Consider the following 24,411-nt stretch of genomic DNA (forward strand, 5'->3'; position numbering starts at 1 on the left):
TAAATCTAAGCAATCGTGGAAAGTGAATAATGGAGTTAATCATATATTTATTGATTGGTGCAATGGCTGGTTTTGCTGCTGGACTGTTTGGGGTTGGTGGCGGCCTGATTATTGTACCCATTTTATATATTGTGTTTACGCAGTTAAATTATGATGCTTCAGTGATTATGCATCTGGCTGTAGGTACTTCGTTGGCGACTATTATTGTGACCTCCATCAGTTCGGTCACGGCGCATCATAAACGCGGCGCAGTGCTTTGGGATGTATTCCGTAATCTGGCACCGGGCCTGGCATTAGGTTCATTTTTGGGTGCCGGGATTGCCGACTATATGTCGGGTCAAGGCTTGCAATTACTGATTGGATTTTTTGCCATATGGGTTGCCTATGGCATGTTTTTTGGTGCCAGCCAGCCGGTCGATCCGAATCAGCATTTACCTAAAAAAGGCATGCAAATGCTTGCAGGTGGAGGCATTGGAATTGCCTCGGCTATTTTTGGTATTGGCGGTGGCAGTCTGACTGTTCCGTATTTAAGCCGCCATGGTGTGGTGATTCAGAAAGCGGTCGCCACCTCAGCGGCGGGCGGTTTGCCGATTGCCATTGCAGGTGCTTTGGGCTTTATGTGGTTTGGCTCTAATACTGAAACTGAAATACCGCATAGCATTGGCTACGTACATATTTATGCCTTTATTGGCATTAGTATCATGAGCTTTATCACGGCGAAATTAGGGGCAAAAGTGGCACATAAGTTATCGCCAGCCATGCTGAAAAGATGTTTTGCCTGCCTATTGGCCACAGTGGGTTCATATTTTATTTATCAAGGTTTTTCGACCTTTTTTTAATTTTAAAAAAACAATATAAAAGAGATGAAAAGGTGTGCTATGGTTTTTGCATACGCACCTTGGTGTCGTTCAGCCTGCTGTTTTTGGAATCTGACAAAACAAAAAAATGAATTTTATTTTGTAATTTAAATGAAACAGTTATGATGGAGCTGGTCTCGGGAATAGATCATGGAAGGGAATAGAAAGTTTTATTCAATCCGTTCATCACAAACTGATATTGGCTTTAAAGACTGGAAAATTGTCTGACAATGTCATGTTTTTTGCAGCTAAAATCAAGTAAAAAAGAAAGTAACAATCAAGATTTATCTAAAGTTTTCATCATTGTATCTTATAAAAACAAGATAGGAACAGTATGCAAGAACAAGAAAAGGACAGCCTGTCCGAGCAAATTGCCAAGCATATTAGTGAGCAAATCATTCGCGGTGAACTGGTTGAGGGTGAACGCATTCAGGAATTGCGAATTTCCTCTGAACTGGATGTCAGCCGTGGTTCGGTACGTGAAGCATTACTGCTGCTGGAACGTACGCAGCTGATCGAAATTTATCCTCGTCGTGGTGCCATTGTTTCGGAAATGTCTGCCCAACAGGTGCGTGCCCTGTTTGAAATGTGTGCCTTGCTCAGCGGACAGATTGTGCAGCGCATGGCAGAAACCTGGCGTACTCATGAAGCCGAAAGAATTCAGGCGTTATTGACCCAATTGCATGAAGAAACACGTCAGGGTCATACTGAAAAATTTTATGATTTAATCTTTCAGGGCTTGTCACGTCAGCATGAAATGGTCGGCAATGCTTACTTAATGAAGGTCTACCAGGAACTGTTGCCTTCACTGCGTCGTAGCTATTTTTTAACCTTAAATATCTCGCATCGCGAACTGCAGGAATCATTTGAATTGTTTAAGTTGGTGGCTGATGCAGTTTTGATCCGAAAATCACAACAAGCTACTTTATTTATGGATGATTTTTGTCGACACTTGCGCAACCTTGTGTTGGAATCTCTAACACGGATGAAACAAATCGAACTTGCATGGGCAAGACGTTCACGACGTTGATCAGGACATTATGCGTTTAAGCAGCTTAAAACTTTCCGGCTTTAAATCTTTTGCCGATAGTACAACTTTACATTTCAAGGCGAATCGTACCGCTGTAGTGGGGCCAAATGGTTGTGGTAAATCAAATGTGATTGATGCCATACGTTGGGTCATGGGGGAATCCAGTGCACGCCAGCTGCGTGGCGGCAGCATGCAGGATGTGATTTTTACCGGGACAGCAAAACGTAAACCTGTTGGGTTAGCCAGCGTTGAGCTGCGTTTTGACAATACCTATGGCAAGTTGGGCGGGGCTTACAATGCCTATAACGAACTGGCGGTGCGTCGTCAGGTCAATCGTGATGGCAAGTCTGAATATTTCCTGAATGGCACCAAATGCCGTCGTCGTGATATTACCGATATTTTCTTGGGTACCGGTTTAGGTCCACGTTCTTACGCGATTATTGAACAGGGCATGATTAACCGTCTGGTCGATGCCAAACCTGAAGAAATGCGGGTGTTTATTGAAGAAGCGGCCGGCGTTTCGCGTTATCAGGCACGTCGCCGTGAAACCCTACTGCACCTAGATCATACCGCACAAAATTTATCGCGTTTAGAAGATATTGCCGCTGAGTTGAAATCTCAGTTAAAAACCCTGAAACGTCAGGCAGAAACGGCCATTCAATATAAAGAACTGGAAACCCGGATTCGCACCATCAAAGTCGAAGTATTGTCTTTTCAATGTGAGCAAAGTAGCCGCTTACAGCAAGAATATACCCTGCAAATGAACGACTTGGGTGATAACTTTAAATTGGTGCGCTCTGAACTCACCACTTTGGAACATGATCTTGGCGCGACCAGTGAATTATTTCAGCGCCTGATTCAGCAGTCCACGCCGTTGCAAAATGAATGGCAACAGGCAGAAAAGAAACTGGCTGAACTGAAAATGACGCTGGAAAAGAAACAGTCCCTATTCCAGCAGAATACGACCACTTTAAGTCAGCTGGAACAGCAAAAACTACAGACCAAAGAGCGGCTACAACTGATTGAATTGCAAATTGAAAATTTGCAGTCTCAACAGGAACAGCAGATTGAACAATTACAGCTACAAGAAAGCCAGGGACAAGACCAAAACCAAAATCTGGGTGATTTAAAAGCACAGCAGCAACAGGTGCAGCAGCAATTTGAACTGGTCAAAGCTCAGGTGGAAAAACAGCAGCAGCAAAAAATGCAGATGCTGGCGCAGAGTGAACAATTAGCTAAAAATATTGCCCGTATTGAACAGCAAAAACAGACGCTGCAACACCAAACCACACAGATTCAAAATCAGAGTCAGCTGGATGCGAGTGAACAGCTGATGCAGGCCAAGCAAGAAGCATTGAGCCAGCAGCTGCAACGTGAGCAAAGCATTGTCGATCTCCAGTTGCAGTTAGATGATTTACAAATCCAGTATCAGACTCAGCAGAGCACACTGAATCAGCTAAATGCCGAAATTCAGGTTCTACAGGCGGAACAAAAGCAGTTAAATCAGTTACTGGTTAAAGTCAGTTCACAAAGCAAGCAAGATCAAGTGCAGTTAATGCAGGTCTTGACGCTGAGTGAAGAAGCTAAAAAACATGCTGCATTGGTCGAGAAGTTTTTGGCCAAATGGTTGTCGGCACATTGGCTTGAATCTGCCAGTGATTTTACGGATAGTATTGCCCGCCAATTGACTACTCAGGTAATGACCGAGTCCATTCAGTTGTCCGGTTGTCCAAGCCTGGCCAGCTGGATTGAATCGCCGCAGTCTTCCTTGTGGCAGAATGTTGCGGTTGCCAATGACTTACAGCACGCATTGTCGTTGCAGAAGCAATTAAAAGCAGGACAGTCGCTGTTGAGCCTGGATGGTTATCACGTAGGTGCAGACTGGGTGATTGGCCTGGATTACGACGAAGTCAGTCAGGCAGGACAGGGGGCGCTGAGCCATCGGATCCGTCTGGATGAAATCGAGCAGTTACTTGTAGATAAACAGGCAGAGCACAGCCAGTTGCAGGCGCAGGTCGCAGAACTGAAAACTCAGGTGCAGACGGTAGATGAACAACTGAAAACCGATCAGCAGCTGCTACGTAAAGAAATTCAGGCGACCCAGCAAATTGAACTCAATATTACTAAAGTTCAGACGGCCGAGCAGGCCTTTGCTTTGCAAAAGCAGCAGTTAACGGACCAACTTCAACAGCTGGATACGCAGCTGGAAGAAGATGCCATGCAAAAAGATGATCTGGAAATCGATTTGCATGCCTTGAACCTGAAACTGGAGCAGGCTTTACCGAATTATAAAACCCTGCAATTTCAGCTCGAGGAGCTGACTGAGCAGCTGGAAAATACCCAGCACACCTGGCAGCAAGCGCAACAGGAGCTGGAACTGCTACGTCGTCAGGTCACGCAAACCCAGCAGCAAATTGAATTACTTGAAAAAGATGCTTCCTTCTCAAAAGCACAATATCAGCAGATTATTGCGCAAATGGAGCAAGCGAAAAAGTTTGTCGATCCGGTACAACTGGAATTGCCAGCGCTGGAATCGCAGTTCAACGAGCAGGCGCAAATTACCGAAAAGTTACAGAAAACCTGGAGCGAATGGCAGCTTGAGCTGAACAGTGTTCAAGAAAAACAGCAGCACTTGACCGAGCAGCGTCATCAACATCAGCAGCAAGATGAAAAGCTGCGCACTCAACTGGAAGAAAAACGTCTGGCTTGGCAGGCGGCCAAGTCTGACTGGCAGCACTATTCTGAACAGTTAAAAGAGATGAACAGTGAAGTGCTCACGGGGCTGAATATTGATATTGCAAGCCATCAGCAAACCCTGGAAAAAGCGCAGCAGCAGTTTGAAAAACTGGGTGCGGTAAACCTGGCGGCTTCTGAAGAATATGAAGAAGTCTCCAAGCGCTTTGAAGAACTGAACCATCAGATCCAAGATCTGGAAAAAACGGTGGAGCAGTTACAGGGTGCCATGAAGAGCATTGATCAGGAAACCCGCAAATTGTTTATGACTACCTTTGATCAGGTCAATCATGAACTGCAAGATTTATTCCCTAAAGTATTTAATGGCGGGGAAGCGAGTTTAAGCCTTGAAGATGACTGGCAATCGGGTGTAAAACTAATGGCCAGACCACCGGGAAAACGTAATAGTTCCTTAGCCTTACTCTCTGGTGGTGAAAAAGCATTAACGGCATTGGCATTGGTGTTTGCCATCTTCCGTTTAAATCCGGCACCTTTTTGTGTGCTGGATGAAGTGGATGCACCTCTGGATGATGCCAATGTGGGACGGTTTTGTAATTTAGTAAAAGAACTTTCTGAACAGGTTCAATTCATTTACATTACCCATAATAAAGTTGCAATGACAATGGCAACAGATTTGTTAGGTGTTACCATGCCAGAACCGGGCACCTCAAAATTGGTTACTGTCGATTTGGAACAGGCAAAAGAATACGGTTTAGTTGCGGAGTCATAAAATGGAAGCCACCACGATTGTTGGTATTGTTATCGCCATTATCATTATGTTATTCGGTTTGAAATTATTGTTTAAAAAACCTGCGGATGCATCACCTTCATTAGATTCGGAACTTCATGTAAATTCTGACAGCCAGCAACCGGTTATTCCTCGCCATGTTCGTGATCAATTACAAAGTGCAAAAGAAGTTGAACCAGCTGAACGTGTTGAACCGACTTTAACCGCAAAAATGGCTGAACCGGTACCCGAGTCTAAGCAGGCAGAAGCAAAAACTGAACAGGCTGAAACTACTCAGGCTGAAAAAGTAGCAGTATCCGCTCAGGCAGAGTTAAAAGCTGATGCTCCTGCTTCGGCAGAAGAGGCAAAATCGCAAGCAATCCCAGAGTCTGCACAGCAAGCGCAGCCGCTTGAAGATAAAGAAACTGCTGATTTCAATCTGAACAATATCGAAAAAGCTGAAATTTCAGACTTTGAAGATGAAAGCAGCATTCTGGATGAGCACTTGCATGAGCAACAACGCGTGGATGAAGCGAGTGCCTTATCGACTGCTGCCGAGTTTATTGCCTTAAATATTTATCCGGAACGTCGGGTACTTTCAGGGGAAAAAACCTTAAAAGTCTTGCTGAAATATGGCCTGCGTTTTGGTGAAATGGCATGTTTCCATCGTTATAGTGAAGATGGCAGCAAGTTACTCTTCTCAGTGTTGCAAATTACCGACGAAGGTGCAGCCGGTTTTGATCTGGAAACATTATCGACTGAACAGGTGAAAGGTTTGGCCTTCTTCCTGGCGTTGCCACACAGTGATGTACAAAATGCTTTCGATACCATGGACAGCATTTCACGCCTGATTGCCCGTGAAATTGACGGTACGGTGTATGATCAGAACAATCAGGAATTCACCCCACAATTACGTGAACAATGGCGTCATTTCGCGATTGATTACCGTGCAGGTCAAACGACAGAAGTTTAATTTGAAACTGGCGGACTCGATTTCTATAATAGCGGGTAGATCAAATATTTGTGAAGGGCGGAACTAGACCGCCCTTTTTTATGGTGTAGATATGACCGAAAGTTCAACTGTCGTGGCGCAAATGCGTCAATTGATTCAAATTTTAGCCAAGCATAACCATGCTTATTATGTGATGGATCAACCCAGCATTGAAGACAGTGAATATGATCAACTCTTTCACCAGCTCAAGGCGTTAGAACAGCAATATCCTGAATATGTGCAGGCCGATACGCCAACCAATAGAGTCGGCGGCAAAGCACTGTCAAAATTTGCCAGCGTGACCCATGCCGTGCCAATGTTGTCATTGGGCAATGTATTTAACCAGGAAGAGCTGTTTGCTTTTGCCCGTCGTATAGAAGAACGTTTACCGAACCAGAAGATTCAATACGATGTGGAATTGAAGTTCGATGGCCTGGCCATTTCTTTATGGTATGAACATGGCGTGCTGGTTCGTGGTGTTACGCGTGGTGATGGCGAAACCGGTGAAGATATTACCCATAATGTCAAAACCATTCGTAACTTGCCGAAAGTTTTAAGCTCTGCACATGCTCAGGTGCCGGCCTTGCTTGAAGTGCGCGGTGAAGTGCTGATTCCTAAAGCCGGTTTTGAAAAACTGAATGCCGAAAATGAGGCCAAAGGTGAAAAGACCTTTGCCAATCCGCGAAATGCAGCGGCAGGCAGTCTGCGTCAGTTGGATCCGAACATTGCTGCATCACGTCCTTTGGCCTTTTATGCCTATGGTATTGCGCAGTGTGAACCGCATCATGGTCAGACTACCATGTATGCCAGTCTGGAATGGTTAACCCAGTTTGGCTTTACCATAGGTGAAAGTCATTTTATTTGTGACAGTATTCAGGATGTGCAAAAGGCCTATGAACAAATTAATCAGCAACGTGCAGATTTAAGCGTTGAAATTGATGGGCTGGTCATCAAGGTAGATGATTTAAAACAGCAAAGACAGCTCGGATTTTTAAGTCGTGAACCGCGTTGGGCAACAGCCTACAAATTCCCGGCAGTGGCTGCATTAACCACGGTGGAAAATATTGACTGGCAAGTGGGCCGTACCGGAACTTTAACCCCGGTTGCGCGCTTAAATCCGGTAGCTGTGGGTGGGGTAACGGTATCCAACGTTACCCTGCATAATATTGGAGAAATCCACCGCCTGGATGTACGTATTGGCGATACGGTCAGCGTGTACCGTAGTGGGGACGTGATTCCGAAAGTGGAAAAAGTCTGGCCAGAATTCCGTCCAGATGATGCGGTAGAAGTTCATCTTCCTGGGAAATGTCCAGTCTGTGATTCGCCAGTAGTGATGCCGGAAGGTGAAGCGTTGGCACGCTGTTCAGGTGAGCTGTATTGCGCTGCCCAGCGAATCGAAACCATCCGTCACTTTGTTTCGCGTAAGGCCATGGATATTGAAGGTCTAGGCGACCGTTGGGTGGAGTCATTGTTGCACCTCGACTTGCTGAAAAATGTGGCAGATATTTACTGTTTGCATGAGCATCGTGAGCAGCTCTTAACCATTGATAAAATGGGTGAAAAGTCGGTTCAAAACCTGTTTGATGCGATTGAAAACAGCAAGAAAACCACCTTGGCATCCTTCATTTATGCCTTGGGGATTCGTGGGGTCGGTGAAACCACGGCACGTATGCTGGCTAACACTTTCCAGACTTTTGAAGCACTGCAAAATGCCGATATTGATGCGTTGAAAAAAACGCCGGATGTCGGAGATATTACCGCTGAATGGATTATCGATTTCTTTCAGGCACCGCATAACCTGGAAGTGGTCAACCGTTTGCTTGAAGCCGGCATTCACTGGGATGCTCCAGTCGCACCGACACGTCAGCCACTGAATGGCGAAAGCTGGGTAGTGACAGGGACTTTAAGTTCTATGGGGCGTGATGAAGCCACTCAAATGCTGCAAGCGCTGGGTGCACGTGTCAGTGGTAGCGTGTCGAGTAAAACCAAATGTGTAGTTGCTGGTGAAAAAGCCGGTTCTAAACTGGATAAGGCAGAAAAACTCGGTGTTCCTGTATTAAATGAAGAACAGTTTATTGCCTTAATGAAAGAGCATGGTCAACTTCCTGCTTAATCGATCTTAAGCATGAATAAAAAAAGACATCCTCGGATGTCTTTTTTTATGTCTTGATTGGGTTGGGATCGTCATGATGAACTGAATTCACGTACAATATCGATTTATTGACAGGTATTGAGCCTGTCTTATCAGATGATTCTGTTCTCCCGTTGATGATTGGCATACACATGGCGCAAGCAAAGAAAACTTTTCCGCAACAAAAATCGCAATTACATGCACGAAATTTGCATCGCAGTCGTTACGATTTTCCTCAGTTAATGCAGACTTGTCCGGAACTTGCACCTTTTGTTAGCCTAAATAAATATAACGATCTTTCAGTCGATTTTTCTGATCCACAGGCTGTGAAAATGCTCAATAAAGCATTGCTGAAACATTTTTATGGCATTCAATATTGGGATATTCCTCAAGATTTTCTTTGTCCGCCTATTCCGGGTAGAGCTGACTATATCCACTATTTGGCTGACTTGTTGAGTGCTAATCATAAAGGTCAGATTCCAACAGGGCATGCCGTTCAAGTGTTGGATATTGGGGTGGGAGCAAACTGTATTTATCCGATCATTGGTCATCGTAGCTATGGTTGGAAATTTGTCGGCTCAGACATTCATTCTGCATCCGTTAAAAGTGCTCAATTCATTGTGGAGGCAAATCCAAATTTGCGTAAAGGGATTCAGATTCGATTGCAGAAGAACTCAAGCAATATTTTCAAAGGTGTGATTAAACCCACAGATCGTTTTGATTTGACGATGTGTAACCCGCCATTTCATTCCTCGCAAGATGAAGCAAATGCCACAGCAACTCAAAAATTAAGAAAACTTGGCAAGCCGGTTGATCGGACGAAGGTGGTGTTAAACTTTGGTGGTCAAAAAAATGAACTCTGGTGTGACGGTGGTGAAGAACGCTTTGTCTGCCAAATGGTACAAGAGAGCATACAGTTTGCTGAGCAATGTCTTTGGTTTAGCACACTCGTTTCCAAGAAAGCCACATTGCCTGTGTTGTTAAATGCCTTGCGGAAGAGCGGAGCAGTGGATGTGAAAACCATTAAAATGACGCAGGGGCAAAAAGAAAGTCGTTTTGTCGCTTGGACTTTTTTAGATTCAAAGCAACAGCAAGCATGGAAAAATACGTATTGGAAGTCAGCTTAAGCTGATTTCTGCTGATGATGCATAAGCTTGTCGGTGCATGACGAAGTTTTGGCTTGTTTATACCAATGAACAAGCTCAATTTTGCTTATAGATAATAACCTGATGCCGATGCACTCAGCGTTTCTGATTTGATACGCATATATTTCAATGAATATATGCCACAATGATTTTGAATCTAGTTACAAAAAACCAATACATTATAAAAGTACTTTGATCTTGTTCATCTAAGCTGAGTACTGAGTGCAAGACATTGTTTTATAAATGGGAATTTATTTAACTAAAACTGTAAATGTAAGTGTTTCTCATTTTAATTATTTAAAAATCATAAACTTACATAATTTTTATTTTGCATTGATGGTCGGTTTTGTCCATAATGTTAGAAAAAGGGTATGGAGTATTTGAAATGCGTGGCAATCCAGAAGTCGTAGACTATCTAAATATGTTGATCGGTGGCGAACTGGCAGCTCGTGATCAATACCTGATTCATTCTCGTATGTATGAAGATTGGGGTTTAAACAAGATTTTTGAACGGATCGACCATGAAATGCAGGAAGAAGCCTCTCATGCCGATGCGCTTATTCGCCGTGTACTGTTTTTGGAAGGCACACCGAATATGAACCGTGATGACATCGAAACAGGTAAAGATGTGGTGAGCTGTTTAAAAGCGGATTTAAAACTTGAATATCATGTACGTGAAAAATTGGCGCAAGGCGTGAAACTGTGCGAAGAAAAAGGTGATTACGTAAGCCGTGATATGCTTCGTCAGCAAATGTCAGATACTGAAGAAGATCATACTTACTGGTTGGAAAAACAGATTCGTCTGATTGAATTGATTGGTTTGCAAAACTATATTCAATCGCAAATGTAAGTTGAAATATTAAATGATAAAGCCTGACGTGAGTTGGGCTTTTTTATTTTTTTAAATTTGATTGATATGGGTAATGACAGGCTATTGAGAAAATTTACGGATATCCGCCAAGACCTGAGCAGCATGAGTTTGCGTATTGACACTGCTGTAGTGGTAAACAATGGTGCCTTGAGGATCAATTAAAAAGCTTTCCCGTTTGGCAATTTGGGTAATACCGAGATTACGCACAATTCCTAATTGATTCGATAACTGCTGTTTATAGTCCGCTAAAAGTGGAAATGGTAAGCCTAATTTTTCTGAAAATTTTTGATGGGATTTCACATCATCCAGACTCACACCCAAAACCACGGCATTAGATTTTAAAAATTGTGGGTAAAGTACTTTAAATTGATTGGCTTCCTGAGTACAGCCGGGTGAATTATCTTTAGGATAAAAATATAACACTACCCATTGGCCTTTGTACTGGCTCAAGGAATGCCATTTGCTGTTTTGATCCTGTAATTTAAATGCCGGTGCAGATTTTCCAACCCATTGTTTTTGAGAAGTTTCAGACTTTGAAAAAATGGAATTTTCCGCAAATGCAAATTGAGTAAGACTTAAGCTTACACTTATACAGAGCAAAGTGATTTTGCATATTTTAGAAGCATTCATAATATTCTGCATATTCTTTTTGTTAGGATCTTTCCAAATACTAACAAAATAATATTCATCAAACGTAGATTATTTTTGATGGATTTTTGCAGTTTAAAATCAATAAAATTTTATATACTGCAATCGGTCACAGCATAAACTTAAGGATTAACATTGCAGCAACGTATTTTACTCATCACCGGCTGGGGTGGCGGAACTAAACTACTGGATCCTTTAAAACAGGCTTTGGCAGCACAAGGACATGAAGTTGAACTTTGCAATATCTTTAATGCTTTAGATGAACAGGTCCTACAGCAGAAAGTACAATGGGCCCGTCATTTCGATGTGATTGCCGGCTGGTCTTTGGGTGGACAGTTGGCTACGGTACTAGTCGATCAGATTCAAAAGCAATATGGACTGGAAAAAGTCTTGATTACTTTAGGTTCCAATCCTTGTTTTGTAGCAAACAATACATGGCCTGCGGCAATGTCGCAGCCGACTTTTCAGCAGTTTAAACAGTCTTTTGAGCAGGATGCGATTGCAACCCTGAAAAAGTTTGGCTATATGGTGTGTCAAGGTACGGAAACGACCAAAGCCGACTTTATCACCTTGCAAAGTTTGATTCAGGCACAGAATTTAGAAACTCTTCGTGAGGGATTAAATTGCCTTGCTCATTTAAACAATGTTGATATCTTGAAAAACTATCCGGGCCATCAGTATCATGTGTTTGCAAAACAGGATTTTTTAGTTAGTTACAAAGTTCAAAGAAATTTTCAAAAATTCAATGCAAAGTTTTTAACAACAGGACTGATTAGCGGGTCACATGGCTTTCCTTTATTTGAAGCTGAGCTAATAACTGGCAAAATCTGCCAATTTTTAAAGAAAATAGAACAAAGAAACGGATAACTGGCTTATATCGCAATTTATTTTTATTTCATGCAGGTTTAAGATCATGAAAAATTGATTATCAAGCATCTACAGGGAGTAATGGATGGCCGAATTAACTGATCTGGAATTTGATCTGGCACATATCTGGCATCCTTACACGTCCATGACTCAGCCCTTGCCGACCTTTAAAGTGAAACAGGCGCATGGCGCCATTATTGAGCTGGAAGATGGACGGCAACTGATTGATGGCATGTCGTCCTGGTGGTGTGCCATTCATGGCTATAACCATCCTGAGCTGAATCAAGCCGTGACGGATCAATTAGAAAAAATGTCGCATATCATGTTTGGTGGATTTACCCATGATCCTGCGATTGAACTGGGAAAATTATTATTAAAAATCACCCCGCCCAGTCTGGACAAAATTTTCTATGCTGATTCTGGGTCGGTTGCGGTAGAAGTAGCGTTAAAAATGGCAGTGCAATTTTGGACTGCACAGGGAAAAACTCAGAAAACCAATTTCGTCACTCCACGTTCCGGCTACCATGGTGATACCTGGAATGCCATGTCAGTCTGCGATCCCGTCACTGGCATGCATCAGATTTTTGGTTCCAGTTTACCGAATCGTTTCTTTGTGGCAGCCCCGCAAGTGGGCTTTGATGAGGAATGGAATCAAGCCGATATTGCGGAACTGGAACAGGTGCTAAAACAGCACCATGCCAGCATTGCCGCTTTAATTCTGGAGCCGATTGTGCAAGGTGCAGGCGGGATGCGCTTTTATCATCCTGAGTATTTACGTCAGGCCAAATTACTCTGTGAACAATATGATGTGCTGCTGATTTTTGATGAAATTGCCACCGGTTTTGGCCGTACTGGCAAACTGTTTGCTTGGGAACATGCCGGCGTTGAGCCGGATATCATGTGTATCGGTAAGGGTTTGACTGGCGGCTATATGACGCTTTCAGCCACCCTCACCAGCAAGCATGTAGCGGAAACCATTAGCTGCGGCGAGGCAGAGGTGTTTATGCATGGGCCGACCTTTATGGCCAACCCACTGGCCTGTGCAGTGGCGTTGAAAAGCACCGAAGTATTATTGGCGCAAGATTGGCAAGCCAATATCCAGCGCATCGAACAACAGTTACAGCAACATTTACAACCGCTCTTAAAACTGGATTATGTGCAGGATGTACGAGTGTTGGGGGCAATCGGTGTGGTAGAGCTGACATTCAATGTGAATATGAAAACCCTGCAACAACAGTTTGTAGAGCGAGGCATCTGGATACGTCCATTCGGTAAACTGGTCTATGTGATGCCGCCTTATGTAGTTAGCGAACAGCAGCTGAATACCTTGTTGCAACAACTGGTTGAAGTAGTTGAGCAGATGCAAGAGGTACTCGCATGAACCTGTTAAATGATGATGCACTAAATGACTCTCTGCTCAATGACTATGCACTCAAGCTCGATCACTTAAAACAGCAGGGCAATTTGCGCCAGTTTAGCTGCAATGTTCAGCAAGGCCGAATGATTGAAATTCAGGGTCATTCGATGCTGAATCTGGCATCCAACGATTATTTGGGTCTGGCAGCTGACTTGAGTTTGCGTGAACAGTTTTTTGACGAAACCCCGAATCAACTGCGCAGAATGAGTTCATCTTCTTCAAGACTGCTAACTGGAAACTTGCCTGAATACGAGTTATTAGAAGCCAGTTTAAGTCAGGCTTTTCATGGACGTGCGGCGCTGCTGTTTAACAGTGGCTATCACATGAATATCGGGATTCTACCGGCCTTAAGTGACAGTAAAACTTTAATTTTGGCAGATAAACTGGTGCATGCCAGCATGATTGATGGTATCCGTTTATCGGCTGCAAAATATATACGCTACCGGCACAATGACCTGAATCATCTGCAACAGCTTTTGCAGCAATACCATGCCGATGAGGCTTTTGATCGTATTATTGTGGTCACTGAATCCATTTTTAGCATGGATGGTGACGAAACCGATCTGGCTGAACTGGTTCGTATCAAACAGCAGTTTGCTAAAGTCATGCTCTATGTCGATGAAGCGCATGCCATTGGTGTGCGCGGCGAGCAAGGCTTGGGCTGTGCAGAACAGTATGAGGTGATTGATGAGATTGATCTGCTGGTCGGAACTTTTGGTAAGGCTCTGGCATCTGTTGGAGGCTATCTGATTTGCCATCCGATCATCCGTGAATATCTGATCAATGCCATGCGTCCACTGATTTTCAGTACCGCGCAGCCACCCATTTGTATGGCGTGGACCGATTTTATTTTCCAGAAAGTTTTAGGCTTAAAACCACAACGTCAACATTTGCAACAGATCAGTCAAAATCTGCAACAGTCGGTACAAGCCAAAGGCTTTGACTGTCCTTCGACTTCCCATATTGTGCCGGTAATTATTGGCGAGTCACAAAAGACGGTGAAAAAAGCCCGGCAGCTACAACAGGCCGGTTTTTATATTATGCCGGTGCGTCCGCCTACAGTGCCGAAACACAGTTCAAGATTACGTATCTCACTGACTTCTCAAGTCAATCAGGCTGACCTTGATCAGCTTGTGCGGTTACTGTGAGTCTAAACCGTGAATATTGATAAATCCCAGATTGCACGGCGTTTTGCACAGGCAGGACAAAGCTATGCCGAACATGCCGTAGTCCAAAAACAGATATGCCTGAATTTGATGCAATTGATGCAGCAGTTCTTGCTGCAAAACCGTTTGGATCGAGTTTTTGAAATCGGTTGTGGCTCAGGCAATTTAAGTCATTTGCTGATGCAAAACTTTGAAATAGATCATTTGTTTTTAAATGATCTATATTCCGAAGTGCAACAGCATTTTCAGGCTAAAGAAAATTTAGAATGGCAAATTGGCGATGTGGAACAACTAGATTTTCCGCAATCCCTTAACCTGATCGCTTCCAGTTCGGCTTTGCAATGGATCTCTGATCTGGATGCAGTTTTTAAAAAAAGTGCGGCTGCGCTTATCGAAAATGACTATTTTTGTTTTTCCACTTTTGGTCAGCAGAATTTGCAAGAAATTAAGGCACTCACTGGCCAAGGCTTGAATTATCTTCCGATTGGAGTGATTCAGGACAAACTGATCAAACAGGGTTTTGAAATTCTGCATCTGTCCGAGAGCCTGGAAACGTTGAGTTTTTCTCATCCCAAAGCAGTGCTGCAACATTTAAAGGCCACTGGTGTAACGGCAACCGCATCGCAGCATCGCTGGACCAAGCAGTCTTTACAGCAGTTCTATCAGGATTATCAGCAATTTTCTGAGCTGGATCAATCTGGTCAGCGCCATTATTCGCTGAGCTATCATCCCATTTATTGCATTGCACGGAGCACATCATGACCGCAGCGGTTTATTTTATCAGTGGTATTGATACCGGTATTGGCAAGACCTATACCACCGGTTATCTGGCAAAGGTGTGGAATGAACAGGGCAAAAAAACCATCACCCAAAAGCTGATTCAAACCGGCAATACCGATATTTCTGAAGATATCGAACAGCACCGTGAAATCATGCAGATGGGCTGGTTTCCGGAAGATGAAAGCAAACTGACCATGCCGGAAATATTCAGCTATCCTGCATCACCGCATCTGGCGACGAAAATTGATGGTCGTGAAATTGATTTTCAGAAAATTACAGCTGCGACTCAGCAACTGTGCGATCAATATGATGTGGTTTTACTTGAAGGCGCGGGCGGTTTGATGGTGCCCCTAACCACTGAGCTACTCACGATTGATTATATTGCTGAGAAAAAATTCCCGGTCATTCTGGTGAGTTCTGGTCGTTTGGGCAGCATTAACCATACGATTTTAAGTTTGGAAGCATTGAAAAGTCGTGGCTTGGAGTTATACGCACTGGCATATAACCTGAATGATGAATCACAAGATGCACTGATTTCCAAAGATACGGCTGAATTCTTAAAAAATTATCTGGCTCAACATTTCCCGAATGCCCAGTGGGTGGATATTCCAGTTTTATCCTAACTTTCTGCTCAAAAGAACAGTATAAAAAAGCCACTCGATTGAGTGGCTTTTTTATGTGCAATGAAAGCTGTTAAAAATTAAAACTTCTTAAAGCTTTTGTTGCCGAAAGGTTTACGTGGTGCATTTTCATCACGACGTTCACGATTGCCATAGCTATTCGCATCTTGACGTTCACGTTGGCCATAAGTGCCTTGATTGCCATCTTCACGGCGTGCACGTTGTTGACCATAACCAGTCTGGTTACCGTCTTGACGACGTTCACCACGTTGCGCGAAACTATTGCCATTGTTGCCGTCACGACGTTCTCGTTGGCCATAAGCAGTTTGGTTGCCATCTTGACGACGTTGTGCATGACCATTCTGGTTTTCGCGACGATCACGCTGTATATAAGTCATTGGAGTTTGGTTTTCACCTTCCTCAGTGTCACGGCGTTGTTGACGCAAATACCCACCACGACGTGCCGCCATCGGTTTCTCTTGCATACGTTCAGTACGACGTTTTGCCATGCCGAATAAACCTGTGCCTTGACGCGGTTTCAACTCAACAGATTTGGTCAAGTTGTCGATGTCAGCTTTATCCAGCTCCATCCAGCGACCGGTACGAAGTTCACGCGGTAAAATGACCGTGCCATAACGGGTACGTAGCAGGCGGCTGACTTTCAAACCTTGCGACTCGAAAATACGGCGCACTTCGCGGTTACGGCCTTCTTTTACTACCACTTGATACCAACGGTTGATACCGTCACCACCAATTTCAGAGAATGATTCAAATTTTGCCGGGCCATCATCTAAAACCACGCCTTTAAGCATGTTGTTTTTGATTTGTGGCGTTACTTCACCCATCACGCGAACAGCATATTCACGTTCAATTTCATTGGATGGGTGCATTAAGCGGTTGGCCAATTCACCATCGTTCGTGAACAGTAAAAGACCGGTTGAGTTAATGTCCAGACGGCCAACCATGACCCAGCGATCATTGGCAATTGCAGGCAATTGTTCAAATACGGTAGGGCGTGATTCAGGATCATTGCGTGAGCAAATTTCACCTTCTGGTTTGTAATAAATCAGAACACGACGACGAATTTCGTCTTCAATCTGAAATTGGACTTTACGACCATCGATGCGAAGCTCATCACCCGGTTCAATACGTTCACCCACTTGGGCAACGCGTCCATTGATACTTACACGACCAGCGGCAATGACTTCTTCCATATAACGGCGAGAACCCAAACCTACGCGTGCAAGCACCTTTTGTAATTTTTCACTCATGACAGCATAACCTTAGAAATTATCATCAACAGTTCACCTATTTACGACTTCGCTGCGTGAGCATCGAGCGCCATAAAAGCTTCCTTGGCATCCTGCAGGGGAGGCAATTGACCTAAAGACGCCAGGCCAAAAGCATTTAAAAATTGTGGCGTTGTAACTAACAACGCGGGTCTTCCCGGTAGCTCTCTGAAACCGGACTCTTTAATCCAGTTCCAGTCAAACAATGATCGAAGAATCTGACTATTGTTTGAAACTCCACGAATCTGTTCAATATCTGCTCGGGTTACTGGTTGATGATAAGCAATCACAGCAAGGGTTTCGAGCAGGGTTGGCGACAGGCGAGTTGGTCGCTCTGGCCAAACTTGAGTAATGATATTGCGATATTTAGCACGAACCTGAAAACGGAAACCTTGTGCGGTTTCGACCAGTTCGATCGACCGGCCATGTTGTAGCATGGCGAGTTGCTGTAATAACTGACGCAATTCCTGTTTAGTATATTGATTTTGGAACGCTTCTTTCAAACGTGCAAGCGAAACCGCTGTTTCACTGGCAAAAATAATGGCTTCCAGTTGCATTAGCACTTCATGTTGATTCTCGGCAACAGAGAGAGATGTGGCTTGATGATCCATTATATAGCTACTCCTTGAATCGCAAGTGGCGCTTCAATACCGGTGGCAATAATCGTGACTTTTTGTTGCCGGGTGAGTTCTAAAATGGCCATAAATGTGACTACCATTCCCATGCGCCCTTGGCTGGGTCTGAGTAATGCTTCAAAATGTAAAATTTCACCTGAGCGTAAGCGGCTTTCAATAAAGGCAATACGTTCTTCAAGCAACACCGGTTCTTGCTGAATTTGGTGGGTGACCGGTTCTGGTCGATTAAACACGCAAAACAGGGCATCGCGTAGCAAGCCAATATCATAACCTTCATTGCTTTGTACCACCTGACCCAGACTGATATTGGCCGGAAAAGTATCACGTTCCAGTACGGGCATTTGACCTAAACGTTCAGCCGCCTGTTTGACCCGTAAATAGGTTTCCAGCCGGTCAATCAGTTCCTGTTTCGGATCTTTTTCAACACTAATGCTTGCACTTGGCTTTGGCAGCAACAGTCGTGATTTCAGGTCGGCCAATAAGGCTGCCATGACCATATAATCTGCCGTCAGCTCAATATTCAACGACTTCATGGCATCCATATAAGATAGATATTGAGCCGCAATTGGAGCGATATCGAGTCGCAATAAGTCGAAACCGCTTTTTTGAATCAGGTAAATCAGGAAGTCGAGTGGACCTTCGAAATGCTCTAGCAGAATTTCAAATGCAGCAGGAGGAATATATAAATCCTCTGGAATCGATTCTTGCCACTCATCCATCACACGGATAGGTGAGCTTGGCTCCATAGGATCATGGATTGGTTGATTCATTGCAGTTTTAGGCCACGCGAATTTTCAAAGGCATGCAGGATGATGCTTTTGCTTCGATCTCACATCGAAAGAAAAAGCACGTAATTAGTCAGCGCTAGTGTAATGGAAATTTGACTTCAAATAAATTAGTTAAGTGATCAAATACAAAAAAACCTGAAATTAAGTAAGGTTTTTGAGCGGCTGGATTATGTGAAATTGCTGGGGTTGCTTTGATATTGGCTTTTTTGACTGATAAATTGGATTTTATATTTAAAGTGTCATGAGGGAAAATTCATCCATGTCGTCCCGTTTTATACGCTGAATAAAATAAAAGTTTTAACAGCATAGAGTCGAGTTCTAAATAGATTAAAACAAAAATTTTAGGCAAGATGAAAACCAATAACAAGAGATGTAATCTGTCATGAGCAATAATCAAAAAGTACAGGAAAATGAATATGGTCAGTTTATTGGATTTCCCGTTTCTCATGCTTTACCGATCCATTTTTTAGCAGAAACCCTGTATGGCAAGTATGCTAATTTGCATGTGCTGTCTTCAGCAATACTTGATCCGGATCGGCTGCAGCAAATTTGGCAATCTGTAAATAGCGAGGGTGATCGCAGCTGCTGGACCTATTTACCTTATCCGGGTTTTGAACATGCTGCGGAGTTGCAGCGTGCCTTAGAGCACAGTTTTGGTTTTCAAGGCAGTACGCATTATTTAATTGAAGTGAACCAGATTATGGTGGGATGGGTGGGCTTAATTAATCAATGTCCTGCGGATCATGTCATAGAAATTGGAAATGTTTATTTTTCTCATCAAATGAAGCAGTCTACGGCATCAACTGAAGTGATTTATCTATTATTGAAAGCGTGTTTTGAGCAGGGCTTTCGCCGTGTGGAATGGAAATGTGATGAATTGAATCAACCTTCAAAACGTGCAGCTTTACGTTTTGGATTTCAGTATGAAGGCACCTTTCGTCAACACCGTATAGCTAAAGGGCGTAACCGCAATACAGCCTGGTTTTCAATTTTAGATGAGGAATGGTCTAAACTGGAAAAAGCCTATCTGGCCTGGCTAAAAGCAGATAATTTTGATGAAGATGGCAAGCAGAAGATGCGCTTAAAAGAATTTATCGATGACTGAATCACTGCTGTTGATGCACTTATTTTAGTTGCCTGAGATTTATTGCAAACTCAATCATGTGCTGGCACTGATCTCTGAGACATAAATGATGATGAGCAAGTTGAACAAATAGCGCATCTACCTGGGAAACATCCAGAAAATATTCAAACAGCTGATCGTCGATTTTTATTATTTTGCGCTCCTCATCAGGACTAAAGATCACTTGAGTTTCAGATTCTAAAGTCCAGGGGAGCTGCACATATAGAGTATTCTCTTCGGAGAACTGATCAATATTGAGCAATACATGAAATAAGTCCATTTCGCCTCTTTCTGTTTTTTCTTTTTGTAGGAGTTGATGACGCACTTATTCAAACGCGCTGACATCACCTGCGCCATGACGAATCACTTCCGGATGTTCACCAGATAAATCGACAATACTGGTCGTACTTAAAGTGCCCAATCCACCATCAATAAACACATCAATGCGTTTGCCCAGTTCCATTTCAATATCATAAGGATCGTCGAGAGGTTCTGCATGATTGGGCAAAATCAGGGTGCTGGTTAATAAAGGTTCATCCAGTTCCTTCAGTAACATGCGACAAATCGGGTTGCTCGGAATACGTAATCCAATGGTTTTCTTTTTTGGATGCATCAGTCGCTTAGGCACTTCACTGGTCGCAGGCAGAATAAAGGTGGTGATTGCCGGGGTATTGTTTTTAAGTAGACGATACATGGCATTGTCCACTTTGGCATAAGTGGCAATATCGGATAAGTCGCAACAAAGAATGGCATATTGATGCTTTGGACCGAGACCACGAATCTGTGCAATCCGTTCCATGGCATTTTTATTTCCGATCTGACAACCAATGGCATAGGCGGCATCGGTCGGGTAAACCACGACATCGCCCGCGCGAATACGTTCTACCGCTTGGCTGATCAAACGTGGTTGAGGATTATCAGGATGTACTCTTAAATGCAGCATATTTATTCTCTCCCGATGTGTTAATAAGCATTATCTGTTGATTTTACAAAGTCTTGCAATCAGGGTTTGATGATTTTGTGTAATTTAATCCAGCAGGTTACGTTGAAACTCATCACTTTGTAATGTTTTGCCACTCCGGGTACAGGCACAGATACAGGCAATAAAATGTGCAGCATCACGTGGCAGCTTGGCTTCACCTGAAAAATAACGCTGCACTTGCGCATAAACATTGTCTTTAAAAGTGCTGCCATCACCGCCATCACCTGTCAGGTTATCTAAAGACACCCGAAATTTACGACCAAAAGCTTGGGCAAACATCCATTCAATCGCCTGCGGCTTGACTTCGACCTGTTCAAATAAAGCCTGCTGTTCTGCACTGCGTCCATCCGGGGCATACCAATAGCCTAAATCGGGTAATAGTCGTCTTTTTTCGCCGGCAATAGTCCAGTGGCTAATTTCATGCAAAGCACTATTAAAAAAGCCATGGGCAAATTGAATACGGGCAGGGGCATCTTCCGTTGCCGGAAAATATTCAGGTTCAAAATCACCTTTGACTAAACTCACATTTAAGTGGGAAAACCAGTGATTAAAGTGTAATATAAGCCAATCTACTTGTTGAACTTCTGTTTGCAAACTGGCCCAAGGTGAGCGTTGCACAGGGTCTATATAAACAGCAGAATTTGAGGTTAAATAAGTGGTTAACTGTAATGAAGTGGTGACTTCAGGTTGCGGCTGCAACTGATGCATGACTTGTATTACCCAATTGATCTGTCTAAATAAGTACAAAATTGTATCTTAATCTTTGACAGAGTACCGATGAATTTGTAGAATTGCCGCCTTAATTATGTCAGCAAATACCTTTCCGGCACAGATTGAGCCGTTTAAATGGGCTGAACAAGGCTTTACATGGTCAGGTACCCTGCCATTGTCTCGCTTTGTTCGCATTTCCCGTGAAGCTGTTGGATCAATTGATGATCAATTGATTAACATAGACTGTAAGCTATCAATGGATGCGTATCATCGTATCGTATGGTTAGATGGTCATGTTGAAACGAAAGTACCAATGGAATGTCAGCGTTGTCTGAATCCTGTTGAAATTCCTCTCGTTTCAGACTTTCATTTAGCGCTTGTGGATGATGAATCACTGATAGAGCGCTTGGATGAGGATGCTGATTTCATCGTCTTAGGTGAAAGTGAAGCAACGACAAAAGGTAGCTATGATGCTCCTGCGACGGCTGATTTACTTTCTCTGATAGAAGATGAATTGTTATTGTTGGTGCCTTTGTCTCCTAAGCATGACGTTTGTGAGCATAAGCATCAACCTGCCACTGATGACATTGTCGAAGAAAAACGGGACAACCCGTTTGATGTTTTGGCAAGTTTGAAGGGTAAACTTAACTAATTTTTGTGTTATACTGTTAAGTATAAGACAACTGAATTTGTTCTGATCCATTTTTTCGATCTTTGTAAGGAGCCATCATGGCCGTTCAGCAAAACCGTAAAAGTCGCTCTCGCCGTGACATGCGCCGTTCACATGACGCTTTAACCGAGAATGCATTAACTGTAGACCAAGCTACTGGCGAGACTCACCGTCGTCACCACGTATCTAAAGATGGTATCTACCGTGGTCGCCAATTATTCGCTAAAGCATCTGCTGAATAATTGATGATGTATTAAGCGTCAAGCTTAGTAGAAAAAATGGGAGCGTTAAGCTCCCTTTTTTTATGGCTTCTTTTTGTTGTATTTGGCAATTACCAAAACAAAAATTAAGTGTTAAATTCCGTTCCGTAAATAAGCTTACATAAGTGTCTGTTGGTTATTTAACCGGTTGTTGAATAACAACAGCACTTCATTAAAGGATTTTTTTATGTCTGCTAAACAACTCGAGCAAGTCGCTCAGGCAACAAAAACAGCATTTGTATTTCCGGGTCAGGGCTCACAAAAAGTCGGTATGCTCGCAGATTTGGCTGAACAGTTTAGTAGCGTGACAGAAACTTTTGCAGAAGCATCGGCAGCTGTAGGTTTTGACCTATGGCAGATCGCACAAAGCGGCGAAGGTTTGAATCAGACTGAATTTACCCAGCCGGTATTGCTCACCGCAAGTATTGCGCTTTGGCGTGTGTGGTTGGAGTTGGGTGGGGTAGCGCCAAAATATCTTGCAGGACACTCACTCGGTGAATACAGCGCACTGGTTGCTGCTGGGTCAATGAGCTTGGGTGATGCGGTAAAACTGGTAAATTTACGCGGTAAATTGATGCAAGACGCTGTTCCTCAAGGTCAGGGTGCAATGGCGGCAATTTTAGGTTTTGATGATGCTCAAGTGATTGAGCTTTGCGCGCAAACCAGTGCTGCAGGTCAAGGCAGCGTAGAAGCAGCCAATTTCAATGCACAAGGCCAAGTGGTCATTGCTGGTGATAAAGCAGCAGTAGAAGCGGTAATGGCTGCGGCAAAAGAACAATCAGGTAAAGCCATTGCATTACCGGTTTCTGTTCCATCGCATTGTTCACTGATGAAACCGGCTGCTGACAAATTTGCACAAGCTTTGGAACAAACTGCCATTGAGCTACCTGGCCTTCCTGTAATACAAAATGTCAACGCGGGAATCGCGACAGATGTAGCAGGATTACGTCAAGCACTGACTGCACAATTGTATCAATCTGTGCAATGGACCAAGACCATGCAGTTCCTTCAAGATCAAGGAATCCAGTATGTGGTTGAATGTGGTCCGGGCAATGTACTGGCTAACCTTGCGAAGCGTTTACCAAATATCGAAAAAGCATTCCCACTCGACAGCAAGAGTCGTATGGAAGATGCACTTAACGCCATTTTAGTGGCTGAAGGAAAAATTGCATGACACAGGAACGCAAAGTCGCATTAGTGACAGGCGCGAGCAGAGGGATTGGTGCAGCCATCGCTCAGCAATTGATTCAAGACGGTTATTTTGTCGTAGGTACAGCAACTAGCGAAGCAGGGGCAGAAAAATTATCTGCAAGTTTTGCGGAAAATGGTGCTGGTGCAGTGCTGGATGTGCGTGAAGCGACTACCATTGATGCATTAGTTACAGATATTGAACAAAAATATGGCCCTGTTCTTGTATTAGTCAATAATGCCGGCATTACCAAAGATAATTTGTTACTTCGTATGTCTGAAGATGACTGGGATGATATTCTCAATATTCATTTGAAAGCCGTATACCGCCTGTCTAAGCGTGTTTTAAAAGGCATGACCAAAGCACGTTTCGGCCGCATTATTAATATCAGTTCTGTCGTGGCACACTTTGCAAACCCGGGCCAAGCCAACTATTCTGCTGCCAAAGCAGGGATTGAGGCGTTTGGTCGCAGCCTTGCAAAAGAAATGGGCAGCCGCCAAATTACCGTGAATGCTGTGGCGCCCGGCTTTATTGTGACAGAAATGACTGAACAATTAAGCGAAGACATTCGTAAGAAAATGAGTGATCAAGTGGCATTGAACCGTTTAGGTGATCCGCAAGATATCGCACATGCCGTGAGTTTTTTAGCGAGCGAAAAAGCGAGTTATATCACTGGCACTGTTTTACATGTAAATGGTGGTTTGTACATGAGCTAATTGGCTGATGTATAAACTTTGCAAAAATTATATATTCAATTAAACTAACGGCATTAAAAACGCCA

General features: G+C 43.5%; 23 protein-coding genes and 1 pseudogene. 17 read left to right on the plus strand and 7 right to left on the minus strand.

The genetic code is table 11. The features are described 5' to 3' along the window. The first annotated feature begins 29 nt into the window (after positions 1 to 29). The 7 genes from B4C48_RS03850 (at position 30) to ftn (ending at position 10,464) form a co-directional block, all read left to right on the plus strand. Positions 30 to 839 carry a sulfite exporter TauE/SafE family protein gene (locus B4C48_RS03850; RefSeq protein WP_291354304.1) on the plus strand — a complete coding sequence of 270 codons (810 nt, stop codon included), beginning with the start codon at positions 30 to 32 and terminating at the stop codon, positions 837 to 839. A gap of 352 nt (positions 840 to 1,191) precedes the next feature. After that, entirely contained in the window at positions 1,192 to 1,887 is a 696-nt protein-coding gene (locus B4C48_RS03855; protein WP_291354305.1) for a GntR family transcriptional regulator, read from the plus strand. Between the two features lie 10 nt (positions 1,888 to 1,897). Beyond that, on the plus strand, positions 1,898 to 5,350 hold the full coding sequence (gene smc, locus B4C48_RS03860) for a chromosome segregation protein SMC (protein ID WP_291354426.1): 3,453 nt from the start codon (positions 1,898 to 1,900) through the stop codon (positions 5,348 to 5,350). Position 5,351: 1 nt separating this feature from the next. Further along, positions 5,352 to 6,320, plus strand: a complete 969-nt coding sequence (locus tag B4C48_RS03865) for a cell division protein ZipA C-terminal FtsZ-binding domain-containing protein (protein WP_291354306.1) — start codon at positions 5,352 to 5,354, stop codon at positions 6,318 to 6,320. Positions 6,321 to 6,411: 91 nt separating this feature from the next. Beyond that, a complete protein-coding gene (ligA, locus tag B4C48_RS03870; RefSeq protein WP_291354307.1) occupies positions 6,412 to 8,451 on the plus strand; it encodes an NAD-dependent DNA ligase LigA in 2,040 nt (679 codons plus the stop codon). A gap of 170 nt (positions 8,452 to 8,621) precedes the next feature. Then, a complete protein-coding gene (gene rlmF, locus B4C48_RS03875) occupies positions 8,622 to 9,596 on the plus strand; it encodes a 23S rRNA (adenine(1618)-N(6))-methyltransferase RlmF (protein WP_291354308.1) in 975 nt (324 codons plus the stop codon). A 403-nt stretch (positions 9,597 to 9,999) separates the two neighbouring features. Further along, positions 10,000 to 10,464, plus strand: coding sequence for a heteropolymeric bacterioferritin subunit Ftn (gene ftn / locus B4C48_RS03880; RefSeq protein ID WP_291354309.1), 465 nt, complete (start codon positions 10,000 to 10,002; stop codon positions 10,462 to 10,464). 81 nt (positions 10,465 to 10,545) lie between these two features. On the opposite strand, the gene B4C48_RS03885 is transcribed toward ftn, so the two are convergent. Next, on the minus strand, positions 10,546 to 11,118 hold the full coding sequence (locus B4C48_RS03885; RefSeq protein WP_409449772.1) for a peroxiredoxin: 573 nt from the start codon (positions 11,116 to 11,118) through the stop codon (positions 10,546 to 10,548). A gap of 150 nt (positions 11,119 to 11,268) precedes the next feature. Between B4C48_RS03885 and B4C48_RS03890 the strand changes: the two genes are divergently transcribed. From B4C48_RS03890 to bioD, 5 genes are all read left to right on the plus strand, one after another. Then, on the plus strand, positions 11,269 to 12,000 hold the full coding sequence (locus B4C48_RS03890; RefSeq protein WP_291354311.1) for a hydrolase: 732 nt from the start codon (positions 11,269 to 11,271) through the stop codon (positions 11,998 to 12,000). An 85-nt stretch (positions 12,001 to 12,085) separates the two neighbouring features. Continuing rightward, positions 12,086 to 13,381 (plus strand): adenosylmethionine--8-amino-7-oxononanoate transaminase, encoded by a 1,296-nt coding sequence (bioA, locus tag B4C48_RS03895; protein ID WP_291354312.1) that lies wholly within the window; start codon positions 12,086 to 12,088, stop codon positions 13,379 to 13,381. Further along, on the plus strand, positions 13,378 to 14,565 hold the full coding sequence (locus B4C48_RS03900; protein ID WP_291354313.1) for an 8-amino-7-oxononanoate synthase: 1,188 nt from the start codon (positions 13,378 to 13,380) through the stop codon (positions 14,563 to 14,565). The genes bioA and B4C48_RS03900 overlap by 4 nt, the downstream gene beginning before the upstream one ends. 9 nt (positions 14,566 to 14,574) lie before the next feature. Further along, positions 14,575 to 15,345 carry a malonyl-ACP O-methyltransferase BioC gene (bioC, locus tag B4C48_RS03905; protein ID WP_291354314.1) on the plus strand — a complete coding sequence of 257 codons (771 nt, stop codon included), beginning with the start codon at positions 14,575 to 14,577 and terminating at the stop codon, positions 15,343 to 15,345. Next, positions 15,342 to 15,986, plus strand: a complete 645-nt coding sequence (gene bioD, locus B4C48_RS03910) for a dethiobiotin synthase (protein ID WP_291354315.1) — start codon at positions 15,342 to 15,344, stop codon at positions 15,984 to 15,986. The genes bioC and bioD overlap by 4 nt, the downstream gene beginning before the upstream one ends. Before the next feature lie 413 nt (positions 15,987 to 16,399). Here bioD and rluB read toward each other — a convergent pair. The 3 genes and pseudogenes from rluB to B4C48_RS03925 all read right to left on the minus strand — a co-directional run. Then, positions 16,400 to 17,254: pseudogene (rluB, locus tag B4C48_RS03915) on the minus strand (23S rRNA pseudouridine(2605) synthase RluB); the annotation flags it as partial. A gap of 41 nt (positions 17,255 to 17,295) precedes the next feature. After that, positions 17,296 to 17,883: an SMC-Scp complex subunit ScpB gene (gene scpB / locus B4C48_RS03920; protein ID WP_291354316.1), complete on the minus strand. Its 588-nt coding sequence runs from the start codon at positions 17,881 to 17,883 to the stop codon at positions 17,296 to 17,298. After that, a complete protein-coding gene (locus tag B4C48_RS03925; RefSeq protein ID WP_291354317.1) occupies positions 17,883 to 18,677 on the minus strand; it encodes a segregation and condensation protein A in 795 nt (264 codons plus the stop codon). Before B4C48_RS03925 ends, scpB begins: the two co-directional genes overlap by 1 nt. Positions 18,678 to 19,077: 400 nt before the next feature. Here B4C48_RS03925 and B4C48_RS03930 point away from each other — a divergent pair, with 400 nt between their 5' ends. After that, the gene (locus B4C48_RS03930; protein ID WP_291354318.1) at positions 19,078 to 19,800 is read left to right on the plus strand and encodes a GNAT family N-acetyltransferase; all 723 of its coding nucleotides are present in this window, start codon (positions 19,078 to 19,080) and stop codon (positions 19,798 to 19,800) included. 19 nt (positions 19,801 to 19,819) lie between these two features. Here B4C48_RS03930 and B4C48_RS03935 read toward each other — a convergent pair whose 3' ends face one another. The 3 genes from B4C48_RS03935 to B4C48_RS03945 form a co-directional block, all read right to left on the minus strand. Beyond that, a complete protein-coding gene (locus tag B4C48_RS03935) occupies positions 19,820 to 20,143 on the minus strand; it encodes a hypothetical protein (protein ID WP_291354319.1) in 324 nt (107 codons plus the stop codon). Continuing rightward, entirely contained in the window at positions 20,144 to 20,761 is a 618-nt protein-coding gene (locus B4C48_RS03940; protein ID WP_291354320.1) for an L-threonylcarbamoyladenylate synthase, read from the minus strand. Between the two features lie 84 nt (positions 20,762 to 20,845). Next, entirely contained in the window at positions 20,846 to 21,508 is a 663-nt protein-coding gene (locus tag B4C48_RS03945; RefSeq protein ID WP_291354321.1) for an elongation factor P hydroxylase, read from the minus strand. Between the two features lie 97 nt (positions 21,509 to 21,605). Here B4C48_RS03945 and B4C48_RS03950 point away from each other — a divergent pair, with 97 nt between their 5' ends. From B4C48_RS03950 to fabG, 4 genes are all read left to right on the plus strand, one after another. After that, positions 21,606 to 22,163: a YceD family protein gene (locus tag B4C48_RS03950; RefSeq protein WP_291354322.1), complete on the plus strand. Its 558-nt coding sequence runs from the start codon at positions 21,606 to 21,608 to the stop codon at positions 22,161 to 22,163. Between the two features lie 77 nt (positions 22,164 to 22,240). Continuing rightward, positions 22,241 to 22,423: a 50S ribosomal protein L32 gene (gene rpmF / locus B4C48_RS03955; protein ID WP_004279227.1), complete on the plus strand. Its 183-nt coding sequence runs from the start codon at positions 22,241 to 22,243 to the stop codon at positions 22,421 to 22,423. 205 nt (positions 22,424 to 22,628) lie between these two features. After that, positions 22,629 to 23,615 carry an ACP S-malonyltransferase gene (fabD, locus tag B4C48_RS03960; protein ID WP_291354323.1) on the plus strand — a complete coding sequence of 329 codons (987 nt, stop codon included), beginning with the start codon at positions 22,629 to 22,631 and terminating at the stop codon, positions 23,613 to 23,615. Continuing rightward, positions 23,612 to 24,346, plus strand: coding sequence for a 3-oxoacyl-ACP reductase FabG (fabG, locus tag B4C48_RS03965; protein WP_291354324.1), 735 nt, complete (start codon positions 23,612 to 23,614; stop codon positions 24,344 to 24,346). The genes fabD and fabG overlap by 4 nt, the downstream gene beginning before the upstream one ends. Positions 24,347 to 24,411: the final 65 nt, after the last annotated feature.

Origin of the sequence: Acinetobacter sp. UBA3106 (assembly GCA_002365595.1) — a bacterium.
Taxonomy (GTDB): Bacteria; Pseudomonadota; Gammaproteobacteria; order Pseudomonadales; family Moraxellaceae; genus Acinetobacter.